Raw genomic sequence first — 23,584 nt, 5'->3', positions numbered from 1 at the left:
CGGCACACCCTACTTGCCCGTGGTAGGAGTTCCCGCTAGCGCGCGCGTAGCTGCTCCCACAGTGCGGGCCAGGCGAGGCGCCGCCCCGTGTACAGCCACGCGTCGTCCGCGACCCGGCGCCGGCTCGCGAACGCACGGTCGAGCACTGTCGAGGGCTCTCCGAGCCAGAGCACCGAGGCGACCGAGTCGGAGGGGCGGCCGAAGTAGTAGTAGCCGCGATGCCCGCTGTAGGCGCGGGGCAGCCCCGCGGCGGGCCCATAGACATCGACGGCTGCGGCGAACGGGTAGCTCTCTGCCACGATCGCGATCGACGACCGCTCTGCGGGAGACAGGGAGCGGTACGCCGTTGTCGCCTCGTCGGCGAAGGACCGGGTCATGCGGTCGGCGTCCATCAGCAGCGTCGCGGGAGCACGGCCGGGCACGTGCCCGATCGCCTTCGCGACACCGGGGCTCCACACGGGTGACGCCAGGAACCAGCAGACGGCGGAGGCGACGGCGAGAGAACCCGTCAGCGCCGCCCACCACCGGGCGCGGGCGCGGCGCAGGGTCCACCGCTCCACCGCTACGGACCCGGCCGCGATAGGCAGCGCGTACACCGACGCAAGGTAATAGGAGCGCCCGTGCGCAAGCGCGATCGCAGCGATCACCAGCAGCAGCGCGACGCCGAGGTACCGGTAGCGGCGAGAACGCAGCAGCGACGTCACGCCGATCACCAGCAGCGGCACCCCGACGAAGAGCCCGGCACCGACCACTCCGACCATGGCGAACCCCGCGGCGCCCGGATACTCGTCGCGGACCACCGCGCCCATCCGCGCGTACGGCCAGCCGTGCGTAGCCTGCCACGCGAGCGTGGGTGCCGCCAGAACGAGCGCGACCCCGGCGCCGCCCCACAGCGCGGGGAGCGCGAGCAGCCGGCGGGGGCCGCACACCAGAGCCCCCACACCCACCGCGCACCACAGGGCGGGCACGAGGAACTTCGTCTCGAGCGACAGCCCGGTCACGGCGCCCGCCGCTAGCACCAGCCTGTCCTCTCGCGTCCGGGTCCACCGTGCCAGCAGGTAGACGATGAGGGTCCACCACAGCGGATCGATCGAATACGTCGCGAGCCAGTGCCCGACCGTGCTCACCAGCGTCATAGCGGTAGCCGCCGCAGCGAGCGCCTGGGCGCCGGCACGGCCACCCAGCTCTCGGGCGATCAGGCCCGCTAGCAGAGTCACCGCGGCGACCGCGAGCGTCGCGGGGAGTCGCAGGACCACCAGGTTCCCAGGCGCGACGGCATCCATCGCGGCCGCCAGCCACGGCACCAGCGGAGGTTGGTCGAAGTAGCCGAGCGCGGTGTGATCGCGCCCCGCCACCACGAAATAGGCCTCGTCGAAGAAGTAGCCGTAGTTGCGGCTGGCCACCAGCATCACGAGCGCGACTGCCGCGGTGATGCCGGCGAGTGTCCGGGCCGCGATCCTGGGGGGCGGGGCTGGGGTGGCCTGCAGGGCCGGTGCTGTGATCATGCAGCAAGTCGACCGCGCGCGCCCACCCGTCGGATACCGCCGACGGTGCCCGGCCGACCTACGCCCGCAGGTGCATTCACCGACGAAAGTACGGCCCCGCACCGAATACGATGAGCCCATGCCCACCACCGTCCGCGCCCGCTCCTGGTACGCGGCCGTCCTGGGCGCCGTAGCTCTCGGGTCGACCGCCGCGGCCGCAGCGATCTTTCCCGCGCTGTCGAGTGTCGTGCTGGTCGTCGGCGCAGCGGTGATGTGCGCGGCTTCCGCGGTACCCGCGGGCACACGCCTCTCGCCCGCCGCGATCGCGGCCGCATCCGCGTGGTTGTTCCTGGGACCGTGGGCCGAAGCGGCCCGCTCTGGCATCGTCGTCTGGATCGCGTGCGCGCTGTCGGCGTGCTCGGGTGCGGCCGTGCACGCCGCCCGAACCCGATCCGATGCCTTGATCGCGTTCGGCCCGCTCGCCGCCCTGGCCGTCGTGGTCGCCACTCACGCGGACTCTGCACTGGGAGCCCTCGGCACGCTCTCACCGATCCTCGGCGGTACGACCGTCGCCCTGTGGATCCGCCTGCGCGCGGCGCAGACCGAGCGCCGGCGCCTCGCTGAGGAACAGGCCCGCACGGACGAGCGGTTCGCGCTCGCCGCGCGCCTACACGACTTGGCGACGGCACGCCTGACACGCATCGTCATCGGCGCCCGGGCGCTCGGCGAACCCGCCGCCGCGATCGAGGCGGACGCGCACGCCGCCCTCGCGGACCTACGCTCGCTCGTCCTCGGTCTGCAGACGGCAGCTGCACCGATGGAGAAGCTCGATGCGCCCACGCCTGTGGACGGGCGGGCCGTGATGGACGGGATCGCCACCGTCGTCGACCTGGCGCGGCGGGCCGGTCAGACGGTCACCGTCGACGCAGCCGTGCATGCCCCCGTCCCCCGCGCGACGGCCGACTGCCTCACCCGCGTCGTGGACGAGGGCCTGACCAACGCCCGCAAGCACGCGTCCGGCGCGCCCGTCACGGTGACGGTCACGGCGTCGTCGGTGGCGGTGGCCAATCCAGCTGCGAACGCGGACGCGGCGCTCGCGCCCACCGGATCCGGCACCGGGCTGCGCGGACTCGCGGCACGCACGCGCATGCTCGGCGGCTCGCTGCGGTACGGCCCGGACGACGCCGGCGGGTTCCGGCTCGAGGCGGTGTTCGCGTGAGCGTGCGGGTTCTGATCGCCGACGACGATCCCCTGGTCTGCCAGTACCTGACCTCGGCTCTGGGCGATGACATCGACGTGGTCGCGACCGCAGCAGACGGCGCCGCCGCCGTCGAGGCCGCCGTGGCGCACACCCCCGACGTGGCCTTACTCGACGTGCGGATGCCGGGCGTCGACGGGATCGCCGCGACCGCCGAGCTGACGGCGATGACGCCGCCCGTGGCCGTCGTACTCATCACCGCCCTCGACACAGACGATGTGCTGATCGACGGGCTGCGCAGCGGCGCAGCGGGATTCATCCTCAAGACCGCACCTCCCGAGCTGATCTCCGACGCCGTCCGCACAGCCGCGACAGGAGGCTCCCTGCTCTCCCCCGACGCGCTACGACGGCTGGTCACGCTGGCCGAGCGCCCGGCGAACCGGCCCGACCCACGCCTGCAGGCACTCACCGAGCGGGAGCGGGACGTGCTGCGCGAACTCGGACGCGGACGTTCCAACGCCGGCATCGCAGCGGAACTCTACCTCGCGGAGTCGACCGTCAAGGGCTACGTCTCCACGCTCATGGCACGTCTCGACTGCGCCAACCGCACTCAGCTCGCGCTGCTGGGAACCGCACTGTGACACCGGATGTCGTGGTGCTCGGGCTCGGTCCCGCGGGTCGCGCGGCGGCACACCGCGCGTCCGCCGCGGGGATGGCGGTCCGCGCATTCGACCCCGCGCCGGACCGCCGCTGGCACCAGAGGTTCGGGGTATGGACCGACGAGGTGCCCGCCTGGCTCCCGCCGTCGACGGTCGCCGTTCGCTCGCGCCCGCAGGTCTTCGCGCGCACCCTGCGCGACCTCGACCGCGAGTACGCGCTGCTCGACACCCCGGCGTTGCAGGACGCGCTCACCCTGGACGGCGTCGACGTGGTCGCGCGGGCGGTGGACCGAGACGGCCACGGCACAGCGTTCGTGCTCGATGCGCGCGGCGCAGAACCCGGTGCGCATGCGCCCCGGCAGACGGCAGCCGGTGTAGTCGTGCCCCGCGGCACGCATTCGGAGCTGTGGATGGACTGGCGGCCGGCCCCGGGCGTGCCGCCGCATGCCCGGGCGTCCTTTCTCTACGCGGTCCCCGTCGCGTCGGATCGGCTGCTGCTCGAAGAGACGTGCCTGGCCGGCGCGCCGCCGCTGGCCGTCGGCGAGTTGGACCGGCGGCTGCGACTGCGGCTCGCGGATCGCGGCGTCGCGGCGGGTGAAGTGGACGAGACCGTCGACTTCACGCTGGCCGTTCCCGGGCGGAGGTCGGGGCCCGGCTGGGCAGGGGCCGGCGTGCGCGGGACCACTCTGCACCCGGCGACGGGATACTCCGTCGGCGCGGCACTGGCGCTGGCGGACGCGGTCGCCTCGGGGCACCCGCCCGTGTCCCGCGCCGACACAGTCGCGCACCGCATGCGAATCGTGGGGCTGCGTGCCCTCCTGGCGCTCGACGCGGAGCAGCAGCGCGACTTCTTCGAGGCCTTCTTCGCGCTTCCGTCCCGGCCGGTGGCGGCTTACCTGTCCCCACGGTCCGGTCCGGTCGCGACGGCTGCGGCGATGGCTGCGGTCTTCCGTTCCGTGCCGTGGGAGCTGCGCCGCGTGCTCGCGGCCTCCGCTGGCCGACCGTGGGTTTGGTGAATCAGCAGGTGGCACCCCGGGAGCGGGTCTAGAGTCTCGGTGCCGCGATCCCCTGCCGAGGAGGTACCACCGATGGCCGCCGAGAACGGTCTCGCATCCGCCGGGCCCGCGCTGCTCGCACTGGCCGGGAGGCAGGCGAAGCGCTTCCTTCCGCGCCTGCGTCAGGGCAACCTCGACGATCGGGACCCGGACGCCATCCGCGAGCTCCTGCCGGCCCTGTGGCTGGCCGTGAGCGCGTGGTTCCGACCGGACGTCCGCGGACTACACCACATACCCGCGGAGGGGCCTGCGCTGATCGTCGGCAACCACACCGGCGGCATCATGTCGCCGGAGGTGATGATCAGCCAACTCGCGATCACGAGCTACTTCGGGGTGGAGCGCCCGTTCTATCAGCTGGCGCACCGGATGGTCCTGAACTCCCCACTGGCTCCGATCCTGAGGAGGTTCGGCACCGTCGAGGCAGACCCGGACAACGGCCACACCGTACTCGCCAGCGGCGGCCTGCTACAGGTCTTCCCAGGCGGCGATTACGAGAACTATCGACCGTCGCGACAGTCCGGAGTGGTCGACTTCGGCGGACGCAAGGGATTCCTGCGACTCGCGTTGAAGCACGACGTGCCTATCGTGCCGCAGGTGACGATCGGCGGGCAGGAGACGGCGCTGTTCCTGACCCGGGGCGACAATCTGGCGCGAATGCTGGGGCTGGATCGGACGATGCGCATCAAGGTGCTGCCCATCGTGCTGTCGGCGCCGTTCGGCCTCACGCTGCCGTTCTCGCCGTTCGTGCCGCTGCCCTCGAAGATCGTCATCCAGTACCTGCCGCCGATCGACCTGCGGCAACGCTATGGGGAGGACCCGGACTTGGACCAGGTGTACGACGATGTGGTCGCCGCGATGCAGGACGTGCTGACATCCCTGCAGGCCGACCGGAAGCTGCCGGTGATCGGATGAAGATCGAGCACCGGGTGGTCGTTGCCGCCCCGATCGAGGATGTGTGGAACATCTGCGCGGACCCCATGGCATTGGCGCGCTACGTGGACTCCGGCGTGCGCGTGACGCCCGCCGTGCCGGGCCGCAAGCCCGAATTGGACGCCCGCTACCGCATCCTCGTCCGGGTGGGCGGCGCGCTGGTGGGTGGCGACGTCATCGTCGTGGAATGCCAACCGCCGTGGGAGTTCTCGTGGTCATCGATCACCGGTGTCTCACACCGCGTGCGCCTTCGGCTGCGCCCGGTACCGGGTGGCACGGCGGTCACATTGCGCTTCACCTACGACGCGCCGGGTGCGTTCGGCGCGATCGCCGACTTCGCCTCCTACCCGGCGATGTGGTCGACGATGAAGAACGCGCTGCACGGCATGAAGGCGGCAGCCGAGGGCGGAGCCGAGATGCCGGGCGGCCGCGCGCTGCCCCAGCGGCTCATCGACGAGGTCGGCCATCTCGGTGTGCTCGCACGTGCCGGGATCGTGGCTCCGATGCGGCCGGATCGTCTGGTACGCATAGCCTTCGCGGCCCGCAACTGGGGCCTATCCCCCGGTGCGCTCGCTGCGGTCGGCGAGGCGCGGCACCCCGACCGCGCGGCAGTCGTCGACGGTGACGGCGAGCTCACGTACGCCGAACTCGACCGTCAGTCGTCTGCCATCGGCTCGGCGCTGCGTGAGTCGGGCGTGGGCGAGGGTGACGCCGTAGCGCTGCTGGCACGTAACCACCGCGGTTTCCTGCTGGCGATGTCCGCGGCTGCGAAGCTGGGTTGCGATGTGCTCCTGCTGAACACCGGATTCTCCGGCCCGCAGATCGCCGACGTGTGCCGGCGCGAGGGCCCGAGCGCGGTGATCTACGACGCGGAGTTCGGCGAGCTGGTGGCGAACGCCGTGATCAACCGCCGGCAGGTGATCGCGGACGGGATCTCCGACTCCGCCGGCGTCCCCACGCTCACCTCGCTGGCCGCCGCCGGAGAGGGCCGGAGCCCCGCATCGCCCGGCCGCGCGGGCCGGATCACCATTCTCACCTCGGGGACGACGGGCACCCCGAAAGGTGCTAGCCGCGGGGCCTCGTCGGGCGCGCAAGGTCCGACGCTCGAGGCCCCGGCCGCGCTGCTGGAGCGGATCCCCTTGCGCGAGGGGATGCGGGTGGGGCTTGCGGCACCCATGTTCCACGCCTGGGGGCTGTCGAACCTCCTGCTGTCGCAGGCGCTCGGCGCCACCGTGGTGTGCCTGCGCAAGTTCGATCCCGAAGGCTGGCTCGCCGCGATCGACGAGTACCGGCTCGAAGCGCTGGTCGTGGTGCCGGTGATGCTGTCACGGATCCTGGAGCTTCCAGAGGAGACCCGCGGCCGGTACGAGACGTCGTCGTTGAGAATCGTTGCCGCTTCGGGATCTGCGCTGCCCGGTGACCTGTCCGATCGATGGATGGACACGTTCGGCGAGAACCTCTACAACCTGTACGGCTCGACCGAGGTCGCCAACGCGACCATCGCGACGCCCGCCGACCTGCGTGCCGCGCCCGGCACCGCAGGGCGGCCGACGCGCGGCACGACGGTCAAGCTTCTCGACGACGCTGGGATCGAGGTGCCGCAGGGCTCCGTCGGCCGCATCTTCGTGGGTAACTCGCAACTGTTCGAGGGCTATTCGGGCGGCGGCGACAAGCAGCGGATGCACGGCATGATGGCCACGGGCGACGTGGGCAGGTTCGATCCGGCCGGCCGTCTGTTCGTGGAGGGACGTGACGACGACATGATCGTCTCCGGCGGGGAGAACGTCTTCCCGAAGGAGGTCGAGGACACGATAGCCCGGCATCCGGCGGTCGCGGAGGTGGCCGCGATCGGCGTCGAGGACGAGCAGTTCGGCCAGCGCCTGCGCGCGTTCGTCGTCCTGCGCGACGGCACCGACGTCAGCGCCGACGAGCTCAAGGCCAGGGTCAAGAGCGAACTCGCCGGCTACAAGGTGCCTCGCGAGATCGTCTTCCTCGACGCTCTGCCCCGCAACGCGACCGGCAAGGTCCTCCGACGCGAGCTCGCGGAGTCGTAGGCAGGCCCACGGATCAGATTGAGACCATTCGAGTCTTAATCAGTTCGAAATGAGTCCTTGTCTGTCTGAATGCGACGCCATAGCGTGATGCCTGAGAGCTGAGTCACAGCCATCGGGAGAGGAAGCCGCTATGGAGTTGCGACACCTGCGCTACTTCCTCGCCGTCGCTCGCACCGAGCACTTCGGGCGCGCGGCCGAGCAGTTACACGTCGCGGGCCCGCCACTGTCGCGCACCATCCGTCAGCTCGAGAACGAAGTGGGCACAGCGCTGTTCACGCGCACCACCCGCCAGGTCGAGCTCACGGAGGCCGGTCGGCTGTTCGAGCGGGAGGCCAGGGCACTGCTGGCGGGGCTCGACGATGCCGTGGCCCGCGCCCGGCTCGTCGGCGAGGGCGCCCTGGGCGTGCTGCGCGTCGGGTTCACCGGATCGGCGTCCTACGGCGTGCTGCCCGAGCTCGCGCGCCTGCTGCAGCGCGAGCTTCCCGGCGTGAGTCTGCAGATCCGCACCGAGATGCTCACACCCGACCAGGCCGCCGCGCTCCTCGACGACCGGCTCGACATCGGAGTGCTGCGCCCGCCCGTCGCCGTCGAGGGCATCACGACGCGCGCGCTGCACAGCGAGCCGCTCGTGCTCGCCCTGCCCGCGGGGCACCGCCTCGCAGGAGACCGGGGCATCGCCGTTGCCGACCTGGTGCACGAACCCTTCATCACGTACCCGCCGGACACAGGCTCCGTGGTGGACGGCGCCGTGGTGCGCACGTGTGCCGCAGCAGGTTTCGCACCGCACCGCGCATACCGCGTCGGTGAGACCTCGACGATGCTCGCCCTCGTCGCCGCCGGTCTGGGCGTCGCACTCGTGCCACGCAGCGCGACCGTCGTGAAGCTGCCCGGCGCCGTCTTCATGGATCTGCCCGGCACAGAGACCGTCGATCTCGCGATCGCGTGGCGGGAGGGCGACTCGTCGCCGCTCATCGCTGCGGCCCTGGCCGTCCTCGACAGTCACCCCCTGCCAGCCGAAGGAACGGCCGCATGAGCGACCTCACGATCACACGGGTCGAGGCGATCCCCTATCGGATCCCCTACCGCAAACCCCTGAAGTTCGCGTCGGGCGAGGTCGTGCACGCCGATCACGTCCTGGTGCGGGTCCGCACCGCGGGCGGCCTCACCGGCTGCGCCGACGCCCCGCCGCGGCCGTTCACCTACGGCGAGACGCAGCGCGGCATCGTCGCTGTGATCGAGGACGTCTTCGCCGAGCAGACGATCGGCCTGGACGCGACCGAGCGCTCCAGACTGCACGCCCGCCTGCACCGCACCGTCGGCAACCCGGCGGCCAAGTCCGCCGTCGACATGGCTGTGTGGGACGTCCTCGGTCAGGCGTTCGGTCAGCCGGTGACCCGTCTGCTCGGCGGGTACACGGACCGGATGCGCGTCTCGCACATGCTGGGATTCGACACCCCGACGGCCATGGCGCACGAAGCGTGCGCCATGCGCGACCGGTACGGCATCACCACCTTCAAGATCAAGGTCGGCCGGCGACCCGTCGAACTCGACGTCGAGGTGGTGCGCGCGCTGCGGAACACATTGGGAGACAAGGTCGAGCTGTACATCGACGGTAACCGGGGCTGGACCGCGTCCGAGTCGGCTCGCGCTCTGCGGCAGCTCGCCGACGTGGGGCTGACCCTCGCCGAGGAACTCAACCCCGCCGACGACGTCCTGGGCCGCCGCTGGCTCGTCGAGCAGTGTGGCGTGCCGTTCGTCGCCGACGAGTCCGCTACCACCCCGGCAGAGGCGACCCGAGAGCTGCTCGGCGGCTCCGCGACGGCGCTATCCATCAAGACGGCCCGCACCGGTTTCACCGTGTCCGACGAGATCCGTTCGCTCGCCGAGGGACTCGGCGTCGAGGTCGTCATGGGCAATCAGATCGACGGCCAGCTCGGCACGGCCTGCACGGTCGCCTTCGGGGCGGCCCACCGCTCGACCAGCGCCCGAGCGGGAGAGCTGTCCAACTTCCTCGACATGTCGGACGATCTGCTGACCGAGCCGCTCCGCATCGTCGGCGGCGAACTCATCGCCCCCACCTCGCCCGGGATCGGCGTCACCGTCGACATGGACAAGCTCGCTCACTACCGCATCGACTCCTGAACCCCACCACCGAGGAGAACATCATGACTGCAACCGAATACGAGGCCAAGGCCGCCGACTCAGGGGCCGGTGCCACGGCGCAGTTCCTGCAGAAGGCCGGCGCCAAGGCGAACACCCCGCCGGAGCGCGTGTCCGAGCTGGCGTGGGAGGTGATCCACGCCGTGCACGACACGATCCGTAAGCACAAGGTCACCTACCCCGAGTACGACGCGCTCAAGGCGTGGCTGATCCAGGTCGGCGCCGATGGCGAGTGGCCCCTGTTCCTCGACGTGTGGCTGGAGCACGTCGTCGAGGAGGTCGCGAACGAGCACCACAAGGGCAACAAGGGCACCATCGAGGGCCCCTACTACGTGCCCGACGCACCCGAGTTCGGCGCCCGGGGCACGCTACCGATGCGCGAGGGCGAGGAGGGCACGCCGCTGACGTTCTCGGGCCAGGTCCGCGATCTCGGTGGGGCACCGCTCGCGGGCGCCAAGGTCGAGCTGTGGCAGGCCGATGCCGCCGGCTACTACTCGCAGTTCGCCCCCGACATCCCCGAGTGGAACCTGCGCGGCTCCTTCACAGCGGACGACGAAGGCCGATTCTCGATCGATACGATCCGCCCGGCGCCGTACATGATCCCGACCGACGGCTCGTGCGGAAAGCTGATCGCGGCCGCCGGCTGGCACCCGTGGCGGCCCGCACACCTGCACCTCAAGGTGTCGGCCCCCGGCCACGACCTGCTCACCGCGCAGCTGTACTTCCCCGGCGACGAGCACAACGGCGACGACGTCGCGCAAGCCGTCAAGCCCGAGCTCATGCTCGCGCCGCAGCCCGCCCTGGAAGGCCCGGGCGAGGTCGTCGTCTACGACTTCGTGCTGGACCCGGCCACCGAGGGCCGGTAGATGCCGCTCTACGCGGTTCGGATGGACGTCGCCGTTCCGGAGGGCGTCGACCCCGCGGTCCGTGACGAGACCATCGCCCGCGAGAAGGCCTACAGCCAGCAGTTGCAGCGCGGCGGCGAGTGGGTGCACATCTGGCGCTGCGCCGGGCAGTACTCGAACATCTCGATCTTCGACGTGACCGACAACGATCGTCTGCACGAGATCCTATGGGGCCTACCACTCTTCAGGTGGATGACCGTGGATGTGACGCCGCTCGCCAAGCACCCGTCCGCCATCAACTGACCCGGTATAGCCGCACCTGCGCCACGTCTGAGAGCGGGCGCGGCCGTGCCACACGAACAAGGAGGCTCGATGGGAGCACCCCGAGTAGCCGCCGACGTCGACGCGGCGGTAGCCGGAATCGAAGACGGAGCCACCGTCTTGGTGGGCGGCTTCGGCCTGGCAGGGATGCCGTTCGACCTGATCGACGCGCTCATCCTGCAGGGGGCCACCGACCTGACGGTCGTGAGCAACAACGCGGGCAACGGCGACTACGGCCTGGCGGCGCTGCTCGCGGCGGGACGCGTGCGAAAGGTCTTGTGCTCCTTTCCCCGTCAGTCCGACTCGTACGTCTTCGACAGGTTGTACGCCGAGGGGCGGATCGATCTCGAGGTGGTGCCGCAGGGCAACCTCGCCGAACGGATGCGTGCCGCGGGGGCCGGAATCGGGGCCTTCTTCTGCCCCACGGCCGTCGGCACCCCGCTCGCGGAAGGTAAGGAGACGCGTGAGATCGACGGGCGCAGTTACATCCTCGAATACCCCATCCACGGCGACGTCGCCCTCATCGCAGCGGACCGGGCCGACGGGATGGGCAATCTGACCTATCGCAAGACGGCCCGCAACTTCGGGCCGGTGATGGCCACCGCAGCGGCGCGCACCATTGTGCAGGTCGACAAGCTGGTGGCCACCGGCGCGATCGATCCCGAGATCGTGGTCACACCCGGCATCTATGTCGACACGATCGTCGAGGTTCCCACGCGGCGCATGGCCGTGGAGGGGGCGCGATGACCACACTGACGGTGGCGGGTGACGTCGTCGAGCACGGCGGCCATCGACTGGCCAAGGGCGACATGGCGTCTCGCGTCGCAGACGACATCCCCACCGGTTCGTACGTGAACCTGGGGATCGGCCAGCCGACCCTCATCGCAGACTACCTCGAGCCCGAACGGGGCGTGGTGCTGCATACGGAGAACGGGATGCTGGGCATGGGTCCAGCGGCTGAGGGCGATGAGGTCGACCTCGACCTCACCAACGCGGGCAAGGTGCCCGTCACGGAGCTGCCCGGGGCCTCGTACTTCCATCACGCCGACTCGTTCGCGATGATGCGCGGCGGGCACCTCGACGTATGCGTGCTGGGCGCGTTCCAGGTCTCCTACGTCGGCGACCTCGCGAACTGGCACACGGGTGCGCCCGGTGCGATCCCTGCGGTGGGCGGGGCGATGGACCTGGCGATCGGCGCCAAGAGCGTGTACGTGATGATGTCGCTGTTCGCGAAGGACGGCTCGGTGAAGCTCGTACCACGATGCACGTATCCGCTCACGGGGCTGGGGTGCGTGAATCGCGTCTACACGCCGGAATCCGTCATCGAATGCGGCCGCGGCGGCGCTGTGATCGCCGAGACCTTCGGGATCGGCGCCGACGAGTTGCTGGCGAGGCTCACGTCGTGAGCGCCGCGGTGCCGGTCTCGACGGTGACCGCGCGCGGGGTCGGCCCGGCGGTGGTACTTCTGCACGGCTTCCTGTTCGATCGCTCGATGTGGGAGCCGCAACTCGATGCCCTCGCCGCCGCCGGATACCGGGGCATCGCGGCCGACCTCGTCGGATTCGGCGACTCCGTGGTCGATCGGGATTCCGTGCCACTCACCGAGCACGCGGATGCGGCGGCCGACGCACTGCGTCGCCTGGGCGTGGAATCGGCGGTCGTCGTGGGACATTCGATGGGCGGTCAGGTGGCCCTCGACCTCGCCCGGCGGTATCCGGAGCTGGTCCGCGCGATCCTTCTGTCCGATACGTTCGCGCATCTCGACGCCGACGCGGTGCGAGCGGGCCGCCGCGTACTCGCGGATCGGCTGGCAACGGAGGGCACGCACGACTACGCGCGGGAGTTCCTGCCTGCGGTGCTGGGCGCGACCACGCTGGCCTCGCGTCCCGAGGTGTGTGCCACCGCCCTGGCGATGATCGAGCGCGCCGACGGCCCGTCCGCGGCTGCGGCCCTGCGCGGACGCGCGGATCGCGCAGACCTGTCGGACGCTGCCCGCGGGCTGACGGTGCCTGCGCTCGCGCTGACGGGCTCCGAGGACGTCTTCGATGGAGGGAAGCTCGCCCTGGGACTGGCGGAAGCGATTCCCGGCTGCGAGCTCGTGGTTCTCGACGCCACGGGGCATACGCCAAGCCTCGAGGATCCGGCCGCGTTCGACGATGTGCTGCTCGGGTTCCTCGCTCGCCTCACCTGACCTCGATCCCGCCCGGGCTTTGCATAGTGCAATACTCACTGGGTGACGACAACCGACTACCCCGACACGGTCGGCGTATTGCTTCGCGCGACACGCGATTTCGCTGCGCTCGCCGAGCGCAGCGCCGAGGATGCCGGCCTGACCCTCGCCCAGATGCGCCTGCTGCTCACGCTGCACGAGACGGGCGTGTCCAACTGCAGCGCACTCGCGGCCCGGCTGCGCGTCAGCGTCTCGTCCGTGACACGGCTCGTGGCCCGCCCGCAAATGGTCGCGCTCGTCGCGCGCAGGCACAGCCCGGCGAACGCGTCCGTCGTCGAGCTCACCCTGACGGCTGACGGGCACGCCACCGTCGACCGCGTGACCGCAGCCCGCGCCGCGCTCTTCGGCGTAGCGCTCGCGGGCATGTCCCAGGCCCGCCGCACAGCACTTGCGCAGGGGCTCGGCGCCGTCTGCGATCACATCGCGCAGGGGGCCGCCGATGAGTGACACGTTGGGGGACTTCGCGGTCGACCGCCGGCTGCTGGTGACCACCGCGCTGGCCCTGCCGATCGGCGCGTTGTCCGCGGGTGCCGCGTGGTGCCTGCTACACCTGATCGGCCTGGTGACGAATCTGGTGTTCTACCAGCGCTGGTCGAGCGCCCTCGTCGCCCCGGGTGCGCAGCATCACCCGTGGTGGCTGATCCTCGGGGCTCCCATCGCCGGCGGCCTGGTCGTCGGCCTGATGGCGCGCTTCGGATCCGAGAAGATCCGGGGCCACGGGATGCCGGAGGCGATCGAGGCGATCCTGACGCGGGGCAGCCGCATCGAGCCGAAGGTCGCAGTGCTCAAACCGGTCTCGGCAGCGATCAGCATCGGCACCGGCGGCCCGTTCGGCGCCGAGGGCCCGATAATCATGACCGGCGGCGCCGTCGGCTCGATCCTGGCGCAGCACCTACAGCTCACCGCAGACGAGCGCAAGATCCTCCTGGTCTCCGGCGCAGCGGGCGGTATGGCGGCGACGTTCAACTCACCGCTCGCCGCGATCCTGCTCGCCGTCGAGCTGCTGCTGTTCGAATGGCGGCCGCGCAGCTTCGTCCCGGTCGCGGCCGCCGTGGCGGTCGCGACCGTAGTGCGTCACGCCGTCCTGGGTAGCGCACCCGTGTTCCCGGTCGCCGCGGCGGTCGGCGAACCCGCGTGGACCATCGACGCCCTCGCGGCGGTGATCGGTCTGTGCGGCGCTGCGGTCGCGGTCGTTGCGACCCGGCTCGTGTATCTGGCGGAGGACGGTTTCCGGCGGCTCCCGATCCACTGGATGTGGTGGCCGGCCATCGGCGGCGTAATCATCGGCCTCGGCGGGCTCGTCGAGCCCCGAGCGCTCGGCGTGGGGTACGACGTCATAGACGCACTACTCACCGGGCGGGCGACGACGTCGCTCGTGGTGGGCATCCTGATCGTCAAAACGCTGATCTGGGCGCTCTCACTGGGTTCCGGCACGTCGGGCGGCGTGCTCGCACCCGTGTTCATGATCGGCGGCGCGCTGGGCGCGCTGGTCGGACAGGTGCTGCCCGCTCAGTTCCCCGGCTTCTGGGCGATCCTCGGCCTGGCCGCGGTGGTCGGCGGGGTGATGCGATCTCCCCTCACGGGTGTGGTCTTCACGCTAGAGCTGACACACGCATGGCCGGCACTACTGCCTATGGTGATCGCCTCGACCTGCGCCTACGGGATCTCCGTGCTAGCGCTCAAACGATCGGTGCTCACGGAGAAGATCGCGCGCCGCGGCCTCCACCTCACCCGCGACTACTCGACCGATCCGCTCGAGACGTTCTTCGTCGCCGACGTGATGATTCCCGGCCCGCCTCCCGTGGCCGGTGGCGGTACCGTCGCGCCGCGCGACACGCTGCGGCACGCGGCCAACGTGATCGCGGAGTCGGGGACTCGACCGCTGGTCGTCGTCGACGGCGGCGGCGAACTCGTCGGGCACATGCGCTTCGAGGACCTGCTGGTCGCGCGCCGGCACGACCTGAGCGAGGACCGCGACCGAGATCGTCTCCTGACGGTCTTCCCGCCACGTCGCCCTGCGGATTGACGGCGTTACGAACCTCACCGAGCGATGCGCAGGATCCTGTCGTTGCCGGCTCTCGGGGAGCCGCGGCCGTCGGTGTTGTTGGTGACGATCCATACGGACCCGTCGGGCCCGGCCGCCGCATCGCGGATGCGGCCGTAGCGGCCGACGAACAGTTCGGTGGCACGGGAGGGGTCCGCAATCGGAATCGTCCGCAGCCGTTCGCCTCTGAGATTCGCGAGGTAGAGCGTGCCTCCGACGGCGGCCATACCGCTCGGGCACGCCTCGTCCGGAGCCCACTGCGCACCGCGGTTCCCACACGCCGATGCAGCGACCGCGATCAGGACCGCCATCGCCGCCGCACGGGCGGGCATCGCGCCTACTCGGCGTCGCCCTGCGAGGTCGCCTGATCGATGTCGAGATCCTTGGCCTGCTGGATGAGGTCCTCCAGCGCGGCGGGCGGGAGCGCGCCGGCCTGGTTGTAGACCAGATTGCCCTTCTTGAAGACCATCAACGTAGGGATGGAACGGATGTTCGCGGCCGCCGCGAGCTGCTGCTCGGCCTCGGTGTCCACCTTGGCGAACACGATCTCGGTATGCGAGTCGGAACTCTTCTCGAAGGTCGGTGCAAAGGCCTTACACGGCCCGCACCAGTCGGCCCAGAAGTCCACGAGCACGATCTCGTTGTCGGTGACGGTCTTGTCGAACTGGTCGGCTGTCAGGTTAACGGTTGCCATGACCGACTCAACGAACGAGCGTTGCGGAGGATTCCCGGATATCGTCTGACTGTGGTCAGAGATATCTCGGATATCGTCGCGGTGCGACGATTCAAGCGCACGGTCACCGCGCGCATCGGCGTCCTCGAGGACCGCTACCTCGCACGCGGCCGGCCGCTCGGGCAGGCGCGGTTGCTGTGGGAGATCGGGGTGGGCACCGGCGCAGACCCCGCGTCGGGCACAGACGTCCGGGACCTCCGTGCCCGCCTCGATCTCGACTCGGGCTACGTGAGCCGCCTGCTGCGCGCCCTCGAGACGGACGGGCTCGTCACCACGGCGGGCGCCGGTGCCGACGCGCGCGTGCGTACCGCACGCCTGACCTCGGCCGGTCGGGTGGAGTTCGGGGAACTCGAGCGCCTGTCCGACGAGGCCGCCCGAGACCTCCTCCAACCGCTGAGCGAGCGGCAACGCGAACGACTGGTCACTGCGATGGGCGAGGTGGAGCGGCTGCTCCTCGCATCGCAGGTGTCCGTGGAGGAGGCCGACGCGACGTCCGCAGCGGCCCGGTTCTGTGCGCGCGAGTACTACACGGAACTGGCTTCACGCTTCGAGACGGGCTTCGATCCCACAGTGGGCGGCGCCGTCGCCGACCCGTCGATCACCCCGCCGTCCGGCCTGCTGCTGGTGGCGACGCTGCGCGGTGACCCAGTCGGGTGCGGGGCCCTGACATTCGACGCCGGCGACGCCGAGATCAAGCGCGTATGGGCGGCGCCGGCGATGCGGGGTCTCGGACTCGGCCGCCGGCTGGTGTGCGAGCTCGAGCACCGGGCACGCGCGGCGGGAACAGCCCGGATCATGTTGGACACCAACGCATGTCTCACTGAGGCGATCGCGATGTACCGGGCTCTCGGCTACCACGAGATCCCTGCATACAACGACAACCCGTACGCACAGCTGTGGTTCGAGAAGGCACTTCCGACAGAAGACTCTGCGTGATTTCAATTGCCCGTTCACGCCACTACCCGGCGTAATGACCGGGCGGGCCGGCGAAACCTCCTGGTGAACGGGCGCTCCGCCCCCGTGCAGGTGGCGCAATGACCACCGTCGGTCGGACCCGCCGGCCAGGGATCTCGGGCCCGGCAGAAACCCTTCCTATTCTGATCGCCATGGAATCGATGCAGGTAGGAGCGGGTACGTCGACCCGGCGTGCCGCCCGGGCCGACAACGCCCGGGTGGTCGCGGACGTGATCCGGCAGAGCATCGTCGACGGCGCGTATCCCACCGGGCTGCCGCTGGAGGACGAACTGGCCCGCGAGTTCCGCGTGTCGCGCAACACCGTCCGCGTCGCGCTCTCGTCGCTGCGCGCAGAAGGCTGGATCGACCGGACGCCGCGCCTCGGAACCACCGTCGCACAGCGCCCGGTCGATCATCGCTTGGACTGCCTGCGCGGCCTCAAGGAGACCCTCGTCGGGTACGGCGAGGTCCGCAACGCGGTCCGTATCGCCACGGTGCTGGTCCCGCCGCCGGTCGTGGCACGGAAGCTCGAGCTCGCCGTCGACGAGCAGGTCGTATACCTCGAACGGATCCGCCAGTTGGACGGCGAGACCATCAGCCTCGACCTCACCTACCTTGTCAGCGACATCGGGATACCGCTGCTCGACGCCGATCTCGAGACCAACGACGTGTTCCCGCTGATCGAGCAGGTGGCGGGTTGCGCACTCGGCGACGCCGACCTGAGCCTGAGCGCCGCAGCAGCCGACGCGCACTCCGCCGTCGACCTCGACGTGGCAGCGGGCTCCCCCGTGCTGCTGCTGGAGCGACTCACGCGGCTAGCGGACGGACGGCCCGTCGACCTCGAGTACATCCGGATGCGTGCCGACCGGATAACCATGCGCGGCAACGTGTCCCGAATCCACGAGAGCGAGAACCGATGACTCAGGTGAACCAGCGCATAGACGTCCCCGTCACGGTCGACGCATCCCTATGCATCGAAGGGTGCAACATCTGCGTCGAAGCCTGCCCCCTCGACTCGCTGGCGCTCGACCCCGACACCGGCAAGGCGTTCATGCACGTCGACGAGTGCTGGTACTGCGGACCGTGCGCCGCCCGATGCCCCACCGGGGCGGTCACGATCAACATGCCGTACCTGCTCCGCTGAATCACCTGTCCAGCCCGCCCACCCAGACCCTCGAGGCTCAGCCATGCCCGGAACGTCCCGATCCACCCTCGCCGCTCTCGTCCTGGCGGCGGCAGTCACCGTCACCGCAGCCGGATGCTCCCTCGCACCCGATGCCGACGGACCGGCCGCCGACACGGTCGTCGTCGGCTACCAGTCGAAGACCATCGACACCGTGACCGCCGGAACCCTACTGCGCGACAAGGGATTCTTCGAGAAGCGCCTAGCGGCCCTGGGCGGGCACCACCGCGTCGACTGGCAGGACTTCGACACCGGCGCTCCGATCACCACCGGCATGCTCGCCGGCAAGATCGACATCGGGTCGATGGGCGACTACCCGCTACTCATCAACGGCTCGCGCGCGCAGCAGAGCCCGTCCACCGAGACCCGGATCCTGTCGATCACAGGCTCGAGTGCCACGGGCGCGCTCAACGACGTCGTCGTCGCGCCGAGATCGAACGCGCGGACGCTCTCGGATCTACGCGGCAAGCGCGTGTCCGCGTCCGTCGGATCGGCCGGGCACGGCACTCTCGTCGCCGCCCTCACACGTCTCGGGATCGATCCGACGTCGGGCGTGTCCGTGGTGAACCAGCAGCCGCAGGTCGGCGCGTCGGCGCTCGATTCCGGACAGGTGGACGCTCTCGCCCAGTTCGTCGCGTGGCCCGGGCTCCTGGTGTTCCAGAACCGCGCCAGACTGCTGTACGACGGCGGCGCACTCGGCATTCCGACGCTGCACGGGGTCGTCGCGGGGAAGCGCTACGCGGACACGCACGCCGATATCGTCACGGCGTTCCTGCAGGCGCAGCTCGACGCGACCGACTACCTGATCCGGCATCCGCTCGAGGCTGCGCAGGACGTCGCACGTGACACCGGGCTGCCAGCCGAGGTCGTCTACCTCTACAACGGCCCCGGTGGAACCGATTTCGACACACGCTTGCGGCCGGAGCTCGTCGCAGCACTGCGCCGCGACACGCCATACCTCGAGTCGATAGGCCAGTTCGACCGCGCGCTGGACGTGGACCGCTTCGTGGACGACGCACCCCTGCAGCGAGCCTCCGCCGGCCGCGACCCAGGCGGCACCGCCCGGATCCGGGGTCACGACCCGGTGTGCGGCCAGGACGTCACGGATGCCGCGCACGCGGGCGAGATCTGGTACGCCGGCGCCACCACGACTGCGCCCGCCGCCGGTCCCGAATGCCTGTTGAAGGCGTTGGCAGGCTCGGGGCCTCGTAAGGTGCGCGCGGCGTACATCCCGGACACCCTCACAGGCACGCGCTGGTTCGCGGACCGCATGGTCTGGCTCCGCGACGGAGGCCGGCTACTCCCCTTCGCGACCCAGGACAATGCGAACCGTTACATCGGCGATCATGCCGGGGCGCAACAACTCTCGTTCGCGGATGCGGAGAAGGAGGCGAACCGATGACCGTAGCGGCCAAGCACGTGCCCACGGATACGCCCGCGGGCGACGCCGGCCTGCCCTGGGTGCCGCCCGCAAGACCCGGCGCCGGTCACCGGGCAGGCGGCTGGGCGGTACGAATCGGCGTCGTCGCGGTGGCCGCCCTCGTCTGGCAGCTGCTCACCACGAATCATGTGGCACTGCCCTGGATCCGGTTCGACACACTGCCGTCGGTGTCACAGATCTTCGCCGAGTTCGGCCACGCCCTCGGCACCCGCATGTACTACCTCGACCTGCTGCAGTCCCTGATCCGGATCGGCATCGGCTTCGCTCTCGCCGCCGCGCTGGGGATACCCGCGGGTGTCGCGCTGGGGCGGTCCAGCTGGGCGCAGCGTTCGATCGGAACGCTGTTCGAGCTCGCCCGCCCCGTGCCGGCGATAACCCTGGTGCCGATCATGATCCTGATGCTGCCGAGCGCAGAGGCAGGCATGGTCGCTATCACCGCGATCGCCGCGTTCTTCCCGATCGTCGTCAGTGTCCGGCACAGCGTGCGTGCCCTTCCCACCGTCTGGGAGGAGTCCGTCCGGACGCTCGGCGGCGGGCGCATCGCGGTGATCACCCGCGTCGTGCTGCCCGGGTCTCTGCCCGGGGTGTTCTCCGGGCTGTCGGTCGGGATCGGCGTCTCCTGGATCTGCCTCGTATCCGCGGAGATGATCTCAGGCCACCTAGGCGTCGGCTACCGAACGTGGCAGGCCTACACCGTCATCGACTACCCGGGCGTGTTCGTCGGCATGATCACGATCGGCGTGCTCGGATTCGCCACATCCGCACTGCTCGAACTACTCGGTCGCCGCGCGACCCGCTGGCTACCGAGGAGCGAGCGATGATCACTACACGGACGCCGCAGACAGCTTCGGATCGCGCGGCCGGTCCACTCGCCCTCGACCTCGACGACGTCACCGTCGGCTACCGCGGCATCCCCGCGGTCCGCTCGCTCACGCTCGAGATCCGCAGCGGCGAGCGGTTGGTCCTCACCGGACCGTCGGGCTGCGGGAAGTCGACCGTACTGCGTGCGCTGGCAGGGCTCCTTCCGCCCCAGTCAGGTGAGGTCCGGGCCGACGGTGAGCCGGTGCGCTCGACCTCCAGAGACCGCGCGATGGTCTTCCAGGAGGACGCCCTACTACCGTGGCGCACAGTTCGCTCCAACGTCGTTCTGGCGCTCGGGCTTCGGGGTGTGCCGCGCGAGCGGCGACGGCCGGACGCAGACCGCTGGCTCGAAGAGGTCGGGCTGGACGGATACGCGGGACACCTCCCCCGCGAACTCTCTGGCGGCATGCGACAGCGCGTGCAACTGGCCCGCGGCCTCGCCGGCGCGCCGCGCGCGGTGTTCATGGACGAGCCGTTCGGGGCCCTCGACGCCCAGACTCGGGCCACCATGCAGGCCCTCCTGCTGCGCACCCTCGACGCGCACCCGGCCACCGTCGTGTTCGTGACGCACGACGTCGCCGAGGCCGTGCTGCTGGGGCACCGCGTCGCCGTGATGGGGCGGCGAGGTGAACCGATGCGCGCTCTCGTCGACGTGCCTGACGACCCCGCCGGCCGCGCCGCGGCACTGGCGGCCGTGCAGGCCGCGCTCACCAGCTCGAGAGAGGAATGGACGCAATGACATTCGAGATCCCGGATCCCGCCGATCGGGAACGCATCGACTGCGACGTCCTCGTGATCGGCGGGGGCACCGCGGGCACGATGGCCGCGCTCACCGCCGCCGAGGCCGGCGCGCGGGTGCTACTCCTGGAGAAGGCCCACGTCCGGCACTCGGGCGCACTGGCCATGGGCATGGACGGAGTGAACAACGCCGTCATCCCGGGCAAGGCGACCCCCGAGGACTACGTCGCCGAGATCACCCGCGCCAACGACGGGATCGTGAACCAGCGCACCGTCTATCAGACGGCGACCCGCGGTTTCGCGATGATCCAGCGGCTGGAACGATACGGCGTGAAGTTCGAGAAGGACGAGCACGGCGAGTACGCAGTCCGCCGGGTTCACCGTTCCGGCTCCTACGTGCTGCCGATGCCCGAGGGCAAGGACGTCAAGAAGGCCCTCTATCGCGTGCTGCGGCAGAAGAAGATGCGGGAGCTGATCCGGATCGAGAATAGGCTGATGCCTGTTCGCGTGCTCACACACGGTGAGGGCGACGATCGCCGAGCCGTCGGCGCCGCGGCGCTGCACACGCGTACCGGTGCGTTCGTGGAGGTCTCGGCGAAGGCGGTGGTACTGGCGACCGGCCCGTGCGGGCGACTCGGGCTGCCCGCGTCCGGATACCTGTACGGTACGTACGAGAATCCCACCAACGCGGGGGACGGCTACGCGATGGCATACCACGCCGGCGCGGAGCTGAGCGGGATCGAGTGTTTCCAGATCAACCCGCTCATCAAGGACTACAACGGCCCCGCATGCGCGTACGTGGCCAACCCATTCGGCGGGTACCAGGTCAACGCGGCCGGCGAACGCTTCGTCGACTCCGACTACTGGTCCGGCGACATGATGGCCGAGGTCAAAGCCGAGGTCGACTCTGCGCGCGGGCCGATCTACCTCAAGGTGTCGCATCTCCCCGACGAGACGATCGATGCGCTCGAGTCGATCCTGCACACCACCGAGCGACCTACCCGCGCCACCTTCCACGCGGGCCGCGGACACGACTACCGCACCCACGACATCGAGATGCATATCTCCGAGATCGGGCTGTGCAGTGGGCATTCCGCGTCCGGGGTGTGGGTGGACGAGAACGGCGCGACCACCGTCCCCGGGCTGTACGCTGCGGGCGATCTCGCCTGCGTACCGCACAACTACATGATCGGGGCCTTCGTTTTCGGTGAGCTCGCGGGGGCGGCGGCGGCTGCCCGCGCCGCGGAATCCTCCGCGCCGCGGTCACTCCCGGAGGACCAGGTGCTCGCGGCGCACGAATCGGTCTACCGCCCGGCGCGGCATCCCGACGGCCCGCCCCAACCCCAGGTCGAGTACAAGCTGCGGCGCTTCGTCAACGACTACATCGCGCCGCCCAAGACCGCCGCCAAGCTCACCATCGCGGTCGAGACGTTCGAGCGGATGCGCTCCGACGTCGAGTCTCTCGGAGCACGGACTCCGCACGAGCTGATGCGTTGCGCCGAAGTCGGTTTCATCCGTGACTGCGCCGAGATGGCGGCGCGCAGCTCGTTGGTGCGCACCGAGTCGCGCTGGGGCCTGTATCACGACCGCGCCGACATGACCGGACGCGACGACGCGCGGTGGGGCCGACACCTGAACCTGCGCAAGGGACCAGACGGATCCATGGAGTTCTTGACCCGGCCGGTCGCCCCCTACCTGGTGGCGGTCGATGAGTTCGACCACATCCCCACCGCCGCAACCGATCCCGAACACCTCGGCGCCATCGATGTGCAGCCCCGCACCGCCGTCCCGGCCGCCGCGGAGCGGAGCCGGCGGCCTTCGGCTCCCGCTCCCGCGCTGCGCGAACTACTCGCCCTCGATTCACCCGATGCGACAGAACTGGATCCGTTCCTGGCCGATCCGGACCCGCTGGTACGGCGCACCGCGGTGACTGTGCTCGTGGAGGAGACACCCGAGGGATACCCGCCGCGCCTGCAGGAAGCGCTCGCCGACGGCGACGCGCGTGTGCGCCGCTGCGCCGCCGAGGGACTCACCGAGCTGGTGGAGGTGCTGCCGTCGGCGTCGGGGCTCGCCGACCATCTCGCATCGACCGACCCCGTGGTCCGCGCGCACGTGGGCGACCTCCTGCGGGCCCGGAAGGCCGGGTCTCGCGAAGCGTTCTCCGCTCTCGCGGACGATCCCGATCATCGCGTGCGAATCGTCGGCCTCCGCGGCCTGGTATCGCTGGATGCATGGGAGGCGGTGGCGCAGGCGACCGCCGACAGCAACCGCGAGGTGCGGATCGCCGCAGCGGGCGGACTCGCCACGGTCGGGTCCGGAGGCGTGGGAGCGGTGCGTTCGATTGTGGCGGACCATGATCCGCTCGTGCGCGCCGCCGCGCTGGAGGCGCTGGGGACGCTCGGCTCTGCGGCGGACTCCGACCGCATCACGACCGGCCTAGGTGACCCCGCATGGCAGGTGCGGCAGGGAGCGGCGCGTGGAGCGAGGTGCCTGGGGCCGGACGGCGCATCGGCCGCGCTGGCCTCGTCTCTCACAGATCCACACCTCGATGTGCGCAAGGCGGCCGTCGTGACCCTACGAGCCTGGCCCGGCAACCCCGCCGTCGACGCCGCGTTGCGCGCCGTTCTCGATGATCCCGATGCCGACGTCCGCGCCCATGCGCGCCTCGCGCTTGCGGGACCGGGCTGATGGGCG

General features: G+C 70.4%; 24 protein-coding genes. 21 read left to right on the top strand and 3 right to left on the bottom strand.

From position 1 onward, the window contains the following. Positions 1-35: 35 nt before the first annotated feature. A complete protein-coding gene (locus P0W64_RS02235; RefSeq protein WP_275478419.1) occupies positions 36-1,505 on the bottom strand; it encodes a glycosyltransferase family 39 protein in 1,470 nt (489 codons plus the stop codon). Between the two features lie 118 nt (positions 1,506-1,623). Between P0W64_RS02235 and P0W64_RS02230 the strand changes: the two genes are divergently transcribed. The 14 genes from P0W64_RS02230 (at position 1,624) to P0W64_RS02165 (ending at position 14,962) form a co-directional block, all read left to right on the top strand. Further along, the gene (locus P0W64_RS02230; RefSeq protein WP_275478418.1) at positions 1,624-2,703 is read left to right on the top strand and encodes a hypothetical protein; all 1,080 of its coding nucleotides are present in this window, start codon (positions 1,624-1,626) and stop codon (positions 2,701-2,703) included. Further along, entirely contained in the window at positions 2,700-3,323 is a 624-nt protein-coding gene (locus P0W64_RS02225) for a response regulator transcription factor (RefSeq protein ID WP_275478417.1), read from the top strand. Before P0W64_RS02230 ends, P0W64_RS02225 begins: the two co-directional genes overlap by 4 nt. Beyond that, on the top strand, positions 3,320-4,357 hold the full coding sequence (locus tag P0W64_RS02220) for a lycopene cyclase family protein (protein WP_275478416.1): 1,038 nt from the start codon (positions 3,320-3,322) through the stop codon (positions 4,355-4,357). Before P0W64_RS02225 ends, P0W64_RS02220 begins: the two co-directional genes overlap by 4 nt. Before the next feature lie 72 nt (positions 4,358-4,429). Further along, positions 4,430-5,308, top strand: coding sequence for a 1-acyl-sn-glycerol-3-phosphate acyltransferase (locus P0W64_RS02215; protein ID WP_275478415.1), 879 nt, complete (start codon positions 4,430-4,432; stop codon positions 5,306-5,308). Next, positions 5,305-7,380 carry an AMP-binding protein gene (locus tag P0W64_RS02210; RefSeq protein WP_275478414.1) on the top strand — a complete coding sequence of 692 codons (2,076 nt, stop codon included), beginning with the start codon at positions 5,305-5,307 and terminating at the stop codon, positions 7,378-7,380. Before P0W64_RS02215 ends, P0W64_RS02210 begins: the two co-directional genes overlap by 4 nt. A 130-nt stretch (positions 7,381-7,510) precedes the next feature. Continuing rightward, positions 7,511-8,413 (top strand): LysR substrate-binding domain-containing protein, encoded by a 903-nt coding sequence (locus P0W64_RS02205; protein WP_275478413.1) that lies wholly within the window; start codon positions 7,511-7,513, stop codon positions 8,411-8,413. Beyond that, positions 8,410-9,522: an enolase C-terminal domain-like protein gene (locus P0W64_RS02200; protein ID WP_275478412.1), complete on the top strand. Its 1,113-nt coding sequence runs from the start codon at positions 8,410-8,412 to the stop codon at positions 9,520-9,522. Before P0W64_RS02205 ends, P0W64_RS02200 begins: the two co-directional genes overlap by 4 nt. A 23-nt stretch (positions 9,523-9,545) precedes the next feature. Then, positions 9,546-10,406: a catechol 1,2-dioxygenase gene (gene catA, locus P0W64_RS02195; protein WP_275478411.1), complete on the top strand. Its 861-nt coding sequence runs from the start codon at positions 9,546-9,548 to the stop codon at positions 10,404-10,406. Next, the gene (gene catC, locus P0W64_RS02190) at positions 10,407-10,688 is read left to right on the top strand and encodes a muconolactone Delta-isomerase (protein ID WP_275478410.1); all 282 of its coding nucleotides are present in this window, start codon (positions 10,407-10,409) and stop codon (positions 10,686-10,688) included. It abuts the gene before it with no gap. Positions 10,689-10,757: 69 nt separating this feature from the next. Further along, positions 10,758-11,453: a 3-oxoacid CoA-transferase subunit A gene (locus P0W64_RS02185; RefSeq protein ID WP_275478409.1), complete on the top strand. Its 696-nt coding sequence runs from the start codon at positions 10,758-10,760 to the stop codon at positions 11,451-11,453. Next, complete coding sequence (locus P0W64_RS02180; RefSeq protein ID WP_275478408.1) at positions 11,450-12,112, top strand: 3-oxoacid CoA-transferase subunit B; 663 nt, start codon at positions 11,450-11,452, stop codon at positions 12,110-12,112. The genes P0W64_RS02185 and P0W64_RS02180 overlap by 4 nt, the downstream gene beginning before the upstream one ends. Then, positions 12,109-12,897: an alpha/beta hydrolase gene (locus tag P0W64_RS02175; protein ID WP_275478407.1), complete on the top strand. Its 789-nt coding sequence runs from the start codon at positions 12,109-12,111 to the stop codon at positions 12,895-12,897. The genes P0W64_RS02180 and P0W64_RS02175 overlap by 4 nt, the downstream gene beginning before the upstream one ends. 42 nt (positions 12,898-12,939) lie before the next feature. After that, a complete protein-coding gene (locus P0W64_RS02170) occupies positions 12,940-13,383 on the top strand; it encodes a MarR family transcriptional regulator (protein ID WP_275478406.1) in 444 nt (147 codons plus the stop codon). Further along, positions 13,376-14,962 (top strand): chloride channel protein, encoded by a 1,587-nt coding sequence (locus tag P0W64_RS02165; protein WP_275478405.1) that lies wholly within the window; start codon positions 13,376-13,378, stop codon positions 14,960-14,962. Before P0W64_RS02170 ends, P0W64_RS02165 begins: the two co-directional genes overlap by 8 nt. A 14-nt stretch (positions 14,963-14,976) precedes the next feature. Here the strand turns inward: P0W64_RS02165 and P0W64_RS02160 are convergent, their stop codons facing one another. Together P0W64_RS02160 and trxA are read right to left on the bottom strand one after the other, a co-directional pair. After that, positions 14,977-15,312: a PQQ-dependent sugar dehydrogenase gene (locus tag P0W64_RS02160; RefSeq protein WP_275478404.1), complete on the bottom strand. Its 336-nt coding sequence runs from the start codon at positions 15,310-15,312 to the stop codon at positions 14,977-14,979. Positions 15,313-15,317: 5 nt separating this feature from the next. After that, the gene (gene trxA, locus P0W64_RS02155) at positions 15,318-15,674 is read right to left on the bottom strand and encodes a thioredoxin (protein ID WP_275478403.1); all 357 of its coding nucleotides are present in this window, start codon (positions 15,672-15,674) and stop codon (positions 15,318-15,320) included. Between the two features lie 63 nt (positions 15,675-15,737). Between trxA and P0W64_RS02150 the strand changes: the two genes are divergently transcribed. The 7 genes from P0W64_RS02150 (at position 15,738) to P0W64_RS02120 (ending at position 23,578) form a co-directional block, all read left to right on the top strand. Then, the gene (locus P0W64_RS02150) at positions 15,738-16,649 is read left to right on the top strand and encodes a helix-turn-helix domain-containing GNAT family N-acetyltransferase (protein ID WP_275478533.1); all 912 of its coding nucleotides are present in this window, start codon (positions 15,738-15,740) and stop codon (positions 16,647-16,649) included. 170 nt (positions 16,650-16,819) lie between these two features. Continuing rightward, positions 16,820-17,587, top strand: a complete 768-nt coding sequence (locus tag P0W64_RS02145) for a GntR family transcriptional regulator (protein WP_275478402.1) — start codon at positions 16,820-16,822, stop codon at positions 17,585-17,587. Beyond that, positions 17,584-17,811, top strand: a complete 228-nt coding sequence (locus tag P0W64_RS02140) for a ferredoxin family protein (RefSeq protein WP_275478401.1) — start codon at positions 17,584-17,586, stop codon at positions 17,809-17,811. The genes P0W64_RS02145 and P0W64_RS02140 overlap by 4 nt, the downstream gene beginning before the upstream one ends. 43 nt (positions 17,812-17,854) lie before the next feature. Next, positions 17,855-19,252, top strand: coding sequence for an ABC transporter substrate-binding protein (locus tag P0W64_RS02135; protein ID WP_275478400.1), 1,398 nt, complete (start codon positions 17,855-17,857; stop codon positions 19,250-19,252). Continuing rightward, on the top strand, positions 19,249-20,112 hold the full coding sequence (locus tag P0W64_RS02130; RefSeq protein ID WP_275478399.1) for an ABC transporter permease: 864 nt from the start codon (positions 19,249-19,251) through the stop codon (positions 20,110-20,112). The genes P0W64_RS02135 and P0W64_RS02130 overlap by 4 nt, the downstream gene beginning before the upstream one ends. After that, positions 20,109-20,891, top strand: coding sequence for an ABC transporter ATP-binding protein (locus P0W64_RS02125; RefSeq protein WP_275478398.1), 783 nt, complete (start codon positions 20,109-20,111; stop codon positions 20,889-20,891). The genes P0W64_RS02130 and P0W64_RS02125 overlap by 4 nt, the downstream gene beginning before the upstream one ends. Next, positions 20,888-23,578 (top strand): fumarate reductase/succinate dehydrogenase flavoprotein subunit, encoded by a 2,691-nt coding sequence (locus tag P0W64_RS02120; protein WP_275478397.1) that lies wholly within the window; start codon positions 20,888-20,890, stop codon positions 23,576-23,578. Before P0W64_RS02125 ends, P0W64_RS02120 begins: the two co-directional genes overlap by 4 nt. Positions 23,579-23,584: the final 6 nt, after the last annotated feature.

It is taken from the genome of Tsukamurella sp. 8F (genome assembly GCF_029167375.1).
Lineage (GTDB): Bacteria > Actinomycetota > Actinomycetes > Mycobacteriales > Mycobacteriaceae > Tsukamurella.
This window is presented reverse-complemented; position numbering and strand designations above follow the sequence as displayed.

What these genes read in the sequence shown, in the direction of transcription:
- P0W64_RS02235 (WP_275478419.1), bottom strand. Translation starts at nt 1,505, where the DNA reads ATGATCACAGCACCGGCCCTGCAGGCCACCCCAGCCCCGCCCCCCAGG.
- P0W64_RS02125 (WP_275478398.1), top strand. Translation starts at nt 20,109, where the DNA reads ATGATCACTACACGGACGCCGCAGACAGCTTCGGATCGCGCGGCCGGT.
- P0W64_RS02210 (WP_275478414.1), top strand. Translation starts at nt 5,305, where the DNA reads ATGAAGATCGAGCACCGGGTGGTCGTTGCCGCCCCGATCGAGGATGTG.
- catA (WP_275478411.1), top strand. Translation starts at nt 9,546, where the DNA reads ATGACTGCAACCGAATACGAGGCCAAGGCCGCCGACTCAGGGGCCGGT.
- P0W64_RS02130 (WP_275478399.1), top strand. Translation starts at nt 19,249, where the DNA reads ATGACCGTAGCGGCCAAGCACGTGCCCACGGATACGCCCGCGGGCGAC.
- catC (WP_275478410.1), top strand. Translation starts at nt 10,407, where the DNA reads ATGCCGCTCTACGCGGTTCGGATGGACGTCGCCGTTCCGGAGGGCGTC.
- P0W64_RS02200 (WP_275478412.1), top strand. Translation starts at nt 8,410, where the DNA reads ATGAGCGACCTCACGATCACACGGGTCGAGGCGATCCCCTATCGGATC.
- P0W64_RS02215 (WP_275478415.1), top strand. Translation starts at nt 4,430, where the DNA reads ATGGCCGCCGAGAACGGTCTCGCATCCGCCGGGCCCGCGCTGCTCGCA.
- P0W64_RS02145 (WP_275478402.1), top strand. Translation starts at nt 16,820, where the DNA reads ATGGAATCGATGCAGGTAGGAGCGGGTACGTCGACCCGGCGTGCCGCC.
- P0W64_RS02120 (WP_275478397.1), top strand. Translation starts at nt 20,888, where the DNA reads ATGACATTCGAGATCCCGGATCCCGCCGATCGGGAACGCATCGACTGC.
- P0W64_RS02160 (WP_275478404.1), bottom strand. Translation starts at nt 15,312, where the DNA reads ATGCCCGCCCGTGCGGCGGCGATGGCGGTCCTGATCGCGGTCGCTGCA.
- P0W64_RS02165 (WP_275478405.1), top strand. Translation starts at nt 13,376, where the DNA reads ATGAGTGACACGTTGGGGGACTTCGCGGTCGACCGCCGGCTGCTGGTG.
- P0W64_RS02230 (WP_275478418.1), top strand. Translation starts at nt 1,624, where the DNA reads ATGCCCACCACCGTCCGCGCCCGCTCCTGGTACGCGGCCGTCCTGGGC.
- P0W64_RS02185 (WP_275478409.1), top strand. Translation starts at nt 10,758, where the DNA reads ATGGGAGCACCCCGAGTAGCCGCCGACGTCGACGCGGCGGTAGCCGGA.
- P0W64_RS02180 (WP_275478408.1), top strand. Translation starts at nt 11,450, where the DNA reads ATGACCACACTGACGGTGGCGGGTGACGTCGTCGAGCACGGCGGCCAT.
- P0W64_RS02140 (WP_275478401.1), top strand. Translation starts at nt 17,584, where the DNA reads ATGACTCAGGTGAACCAGCGCATAGACGTCCCCGTCACGGTCGACGCA.
- P0W64_RS02205 (WP_275478413.1), top strand. Translation starts at nt 7,511, where the DNA reads ATGGAGTTGCGACACCTGCGCTACTTCCTCGCCGTCGCTCGCACCGAG.
- P0W64_RS02135 (WP_275478400.1), top strand. Translation starts at nt 17,855, where the DNA reads ATGCCCGGAACGTCCCGATCCACCCTCGCCGCTCTCGTCCTGGCGGCG.
- trxA (WP_275478403.1), bottom strand. Translation starts at nt 15,674, where the DNA reads ATGGCAACCGTTAACCTGACAGCCGACCAGTTCGACAAGACCGTCACC.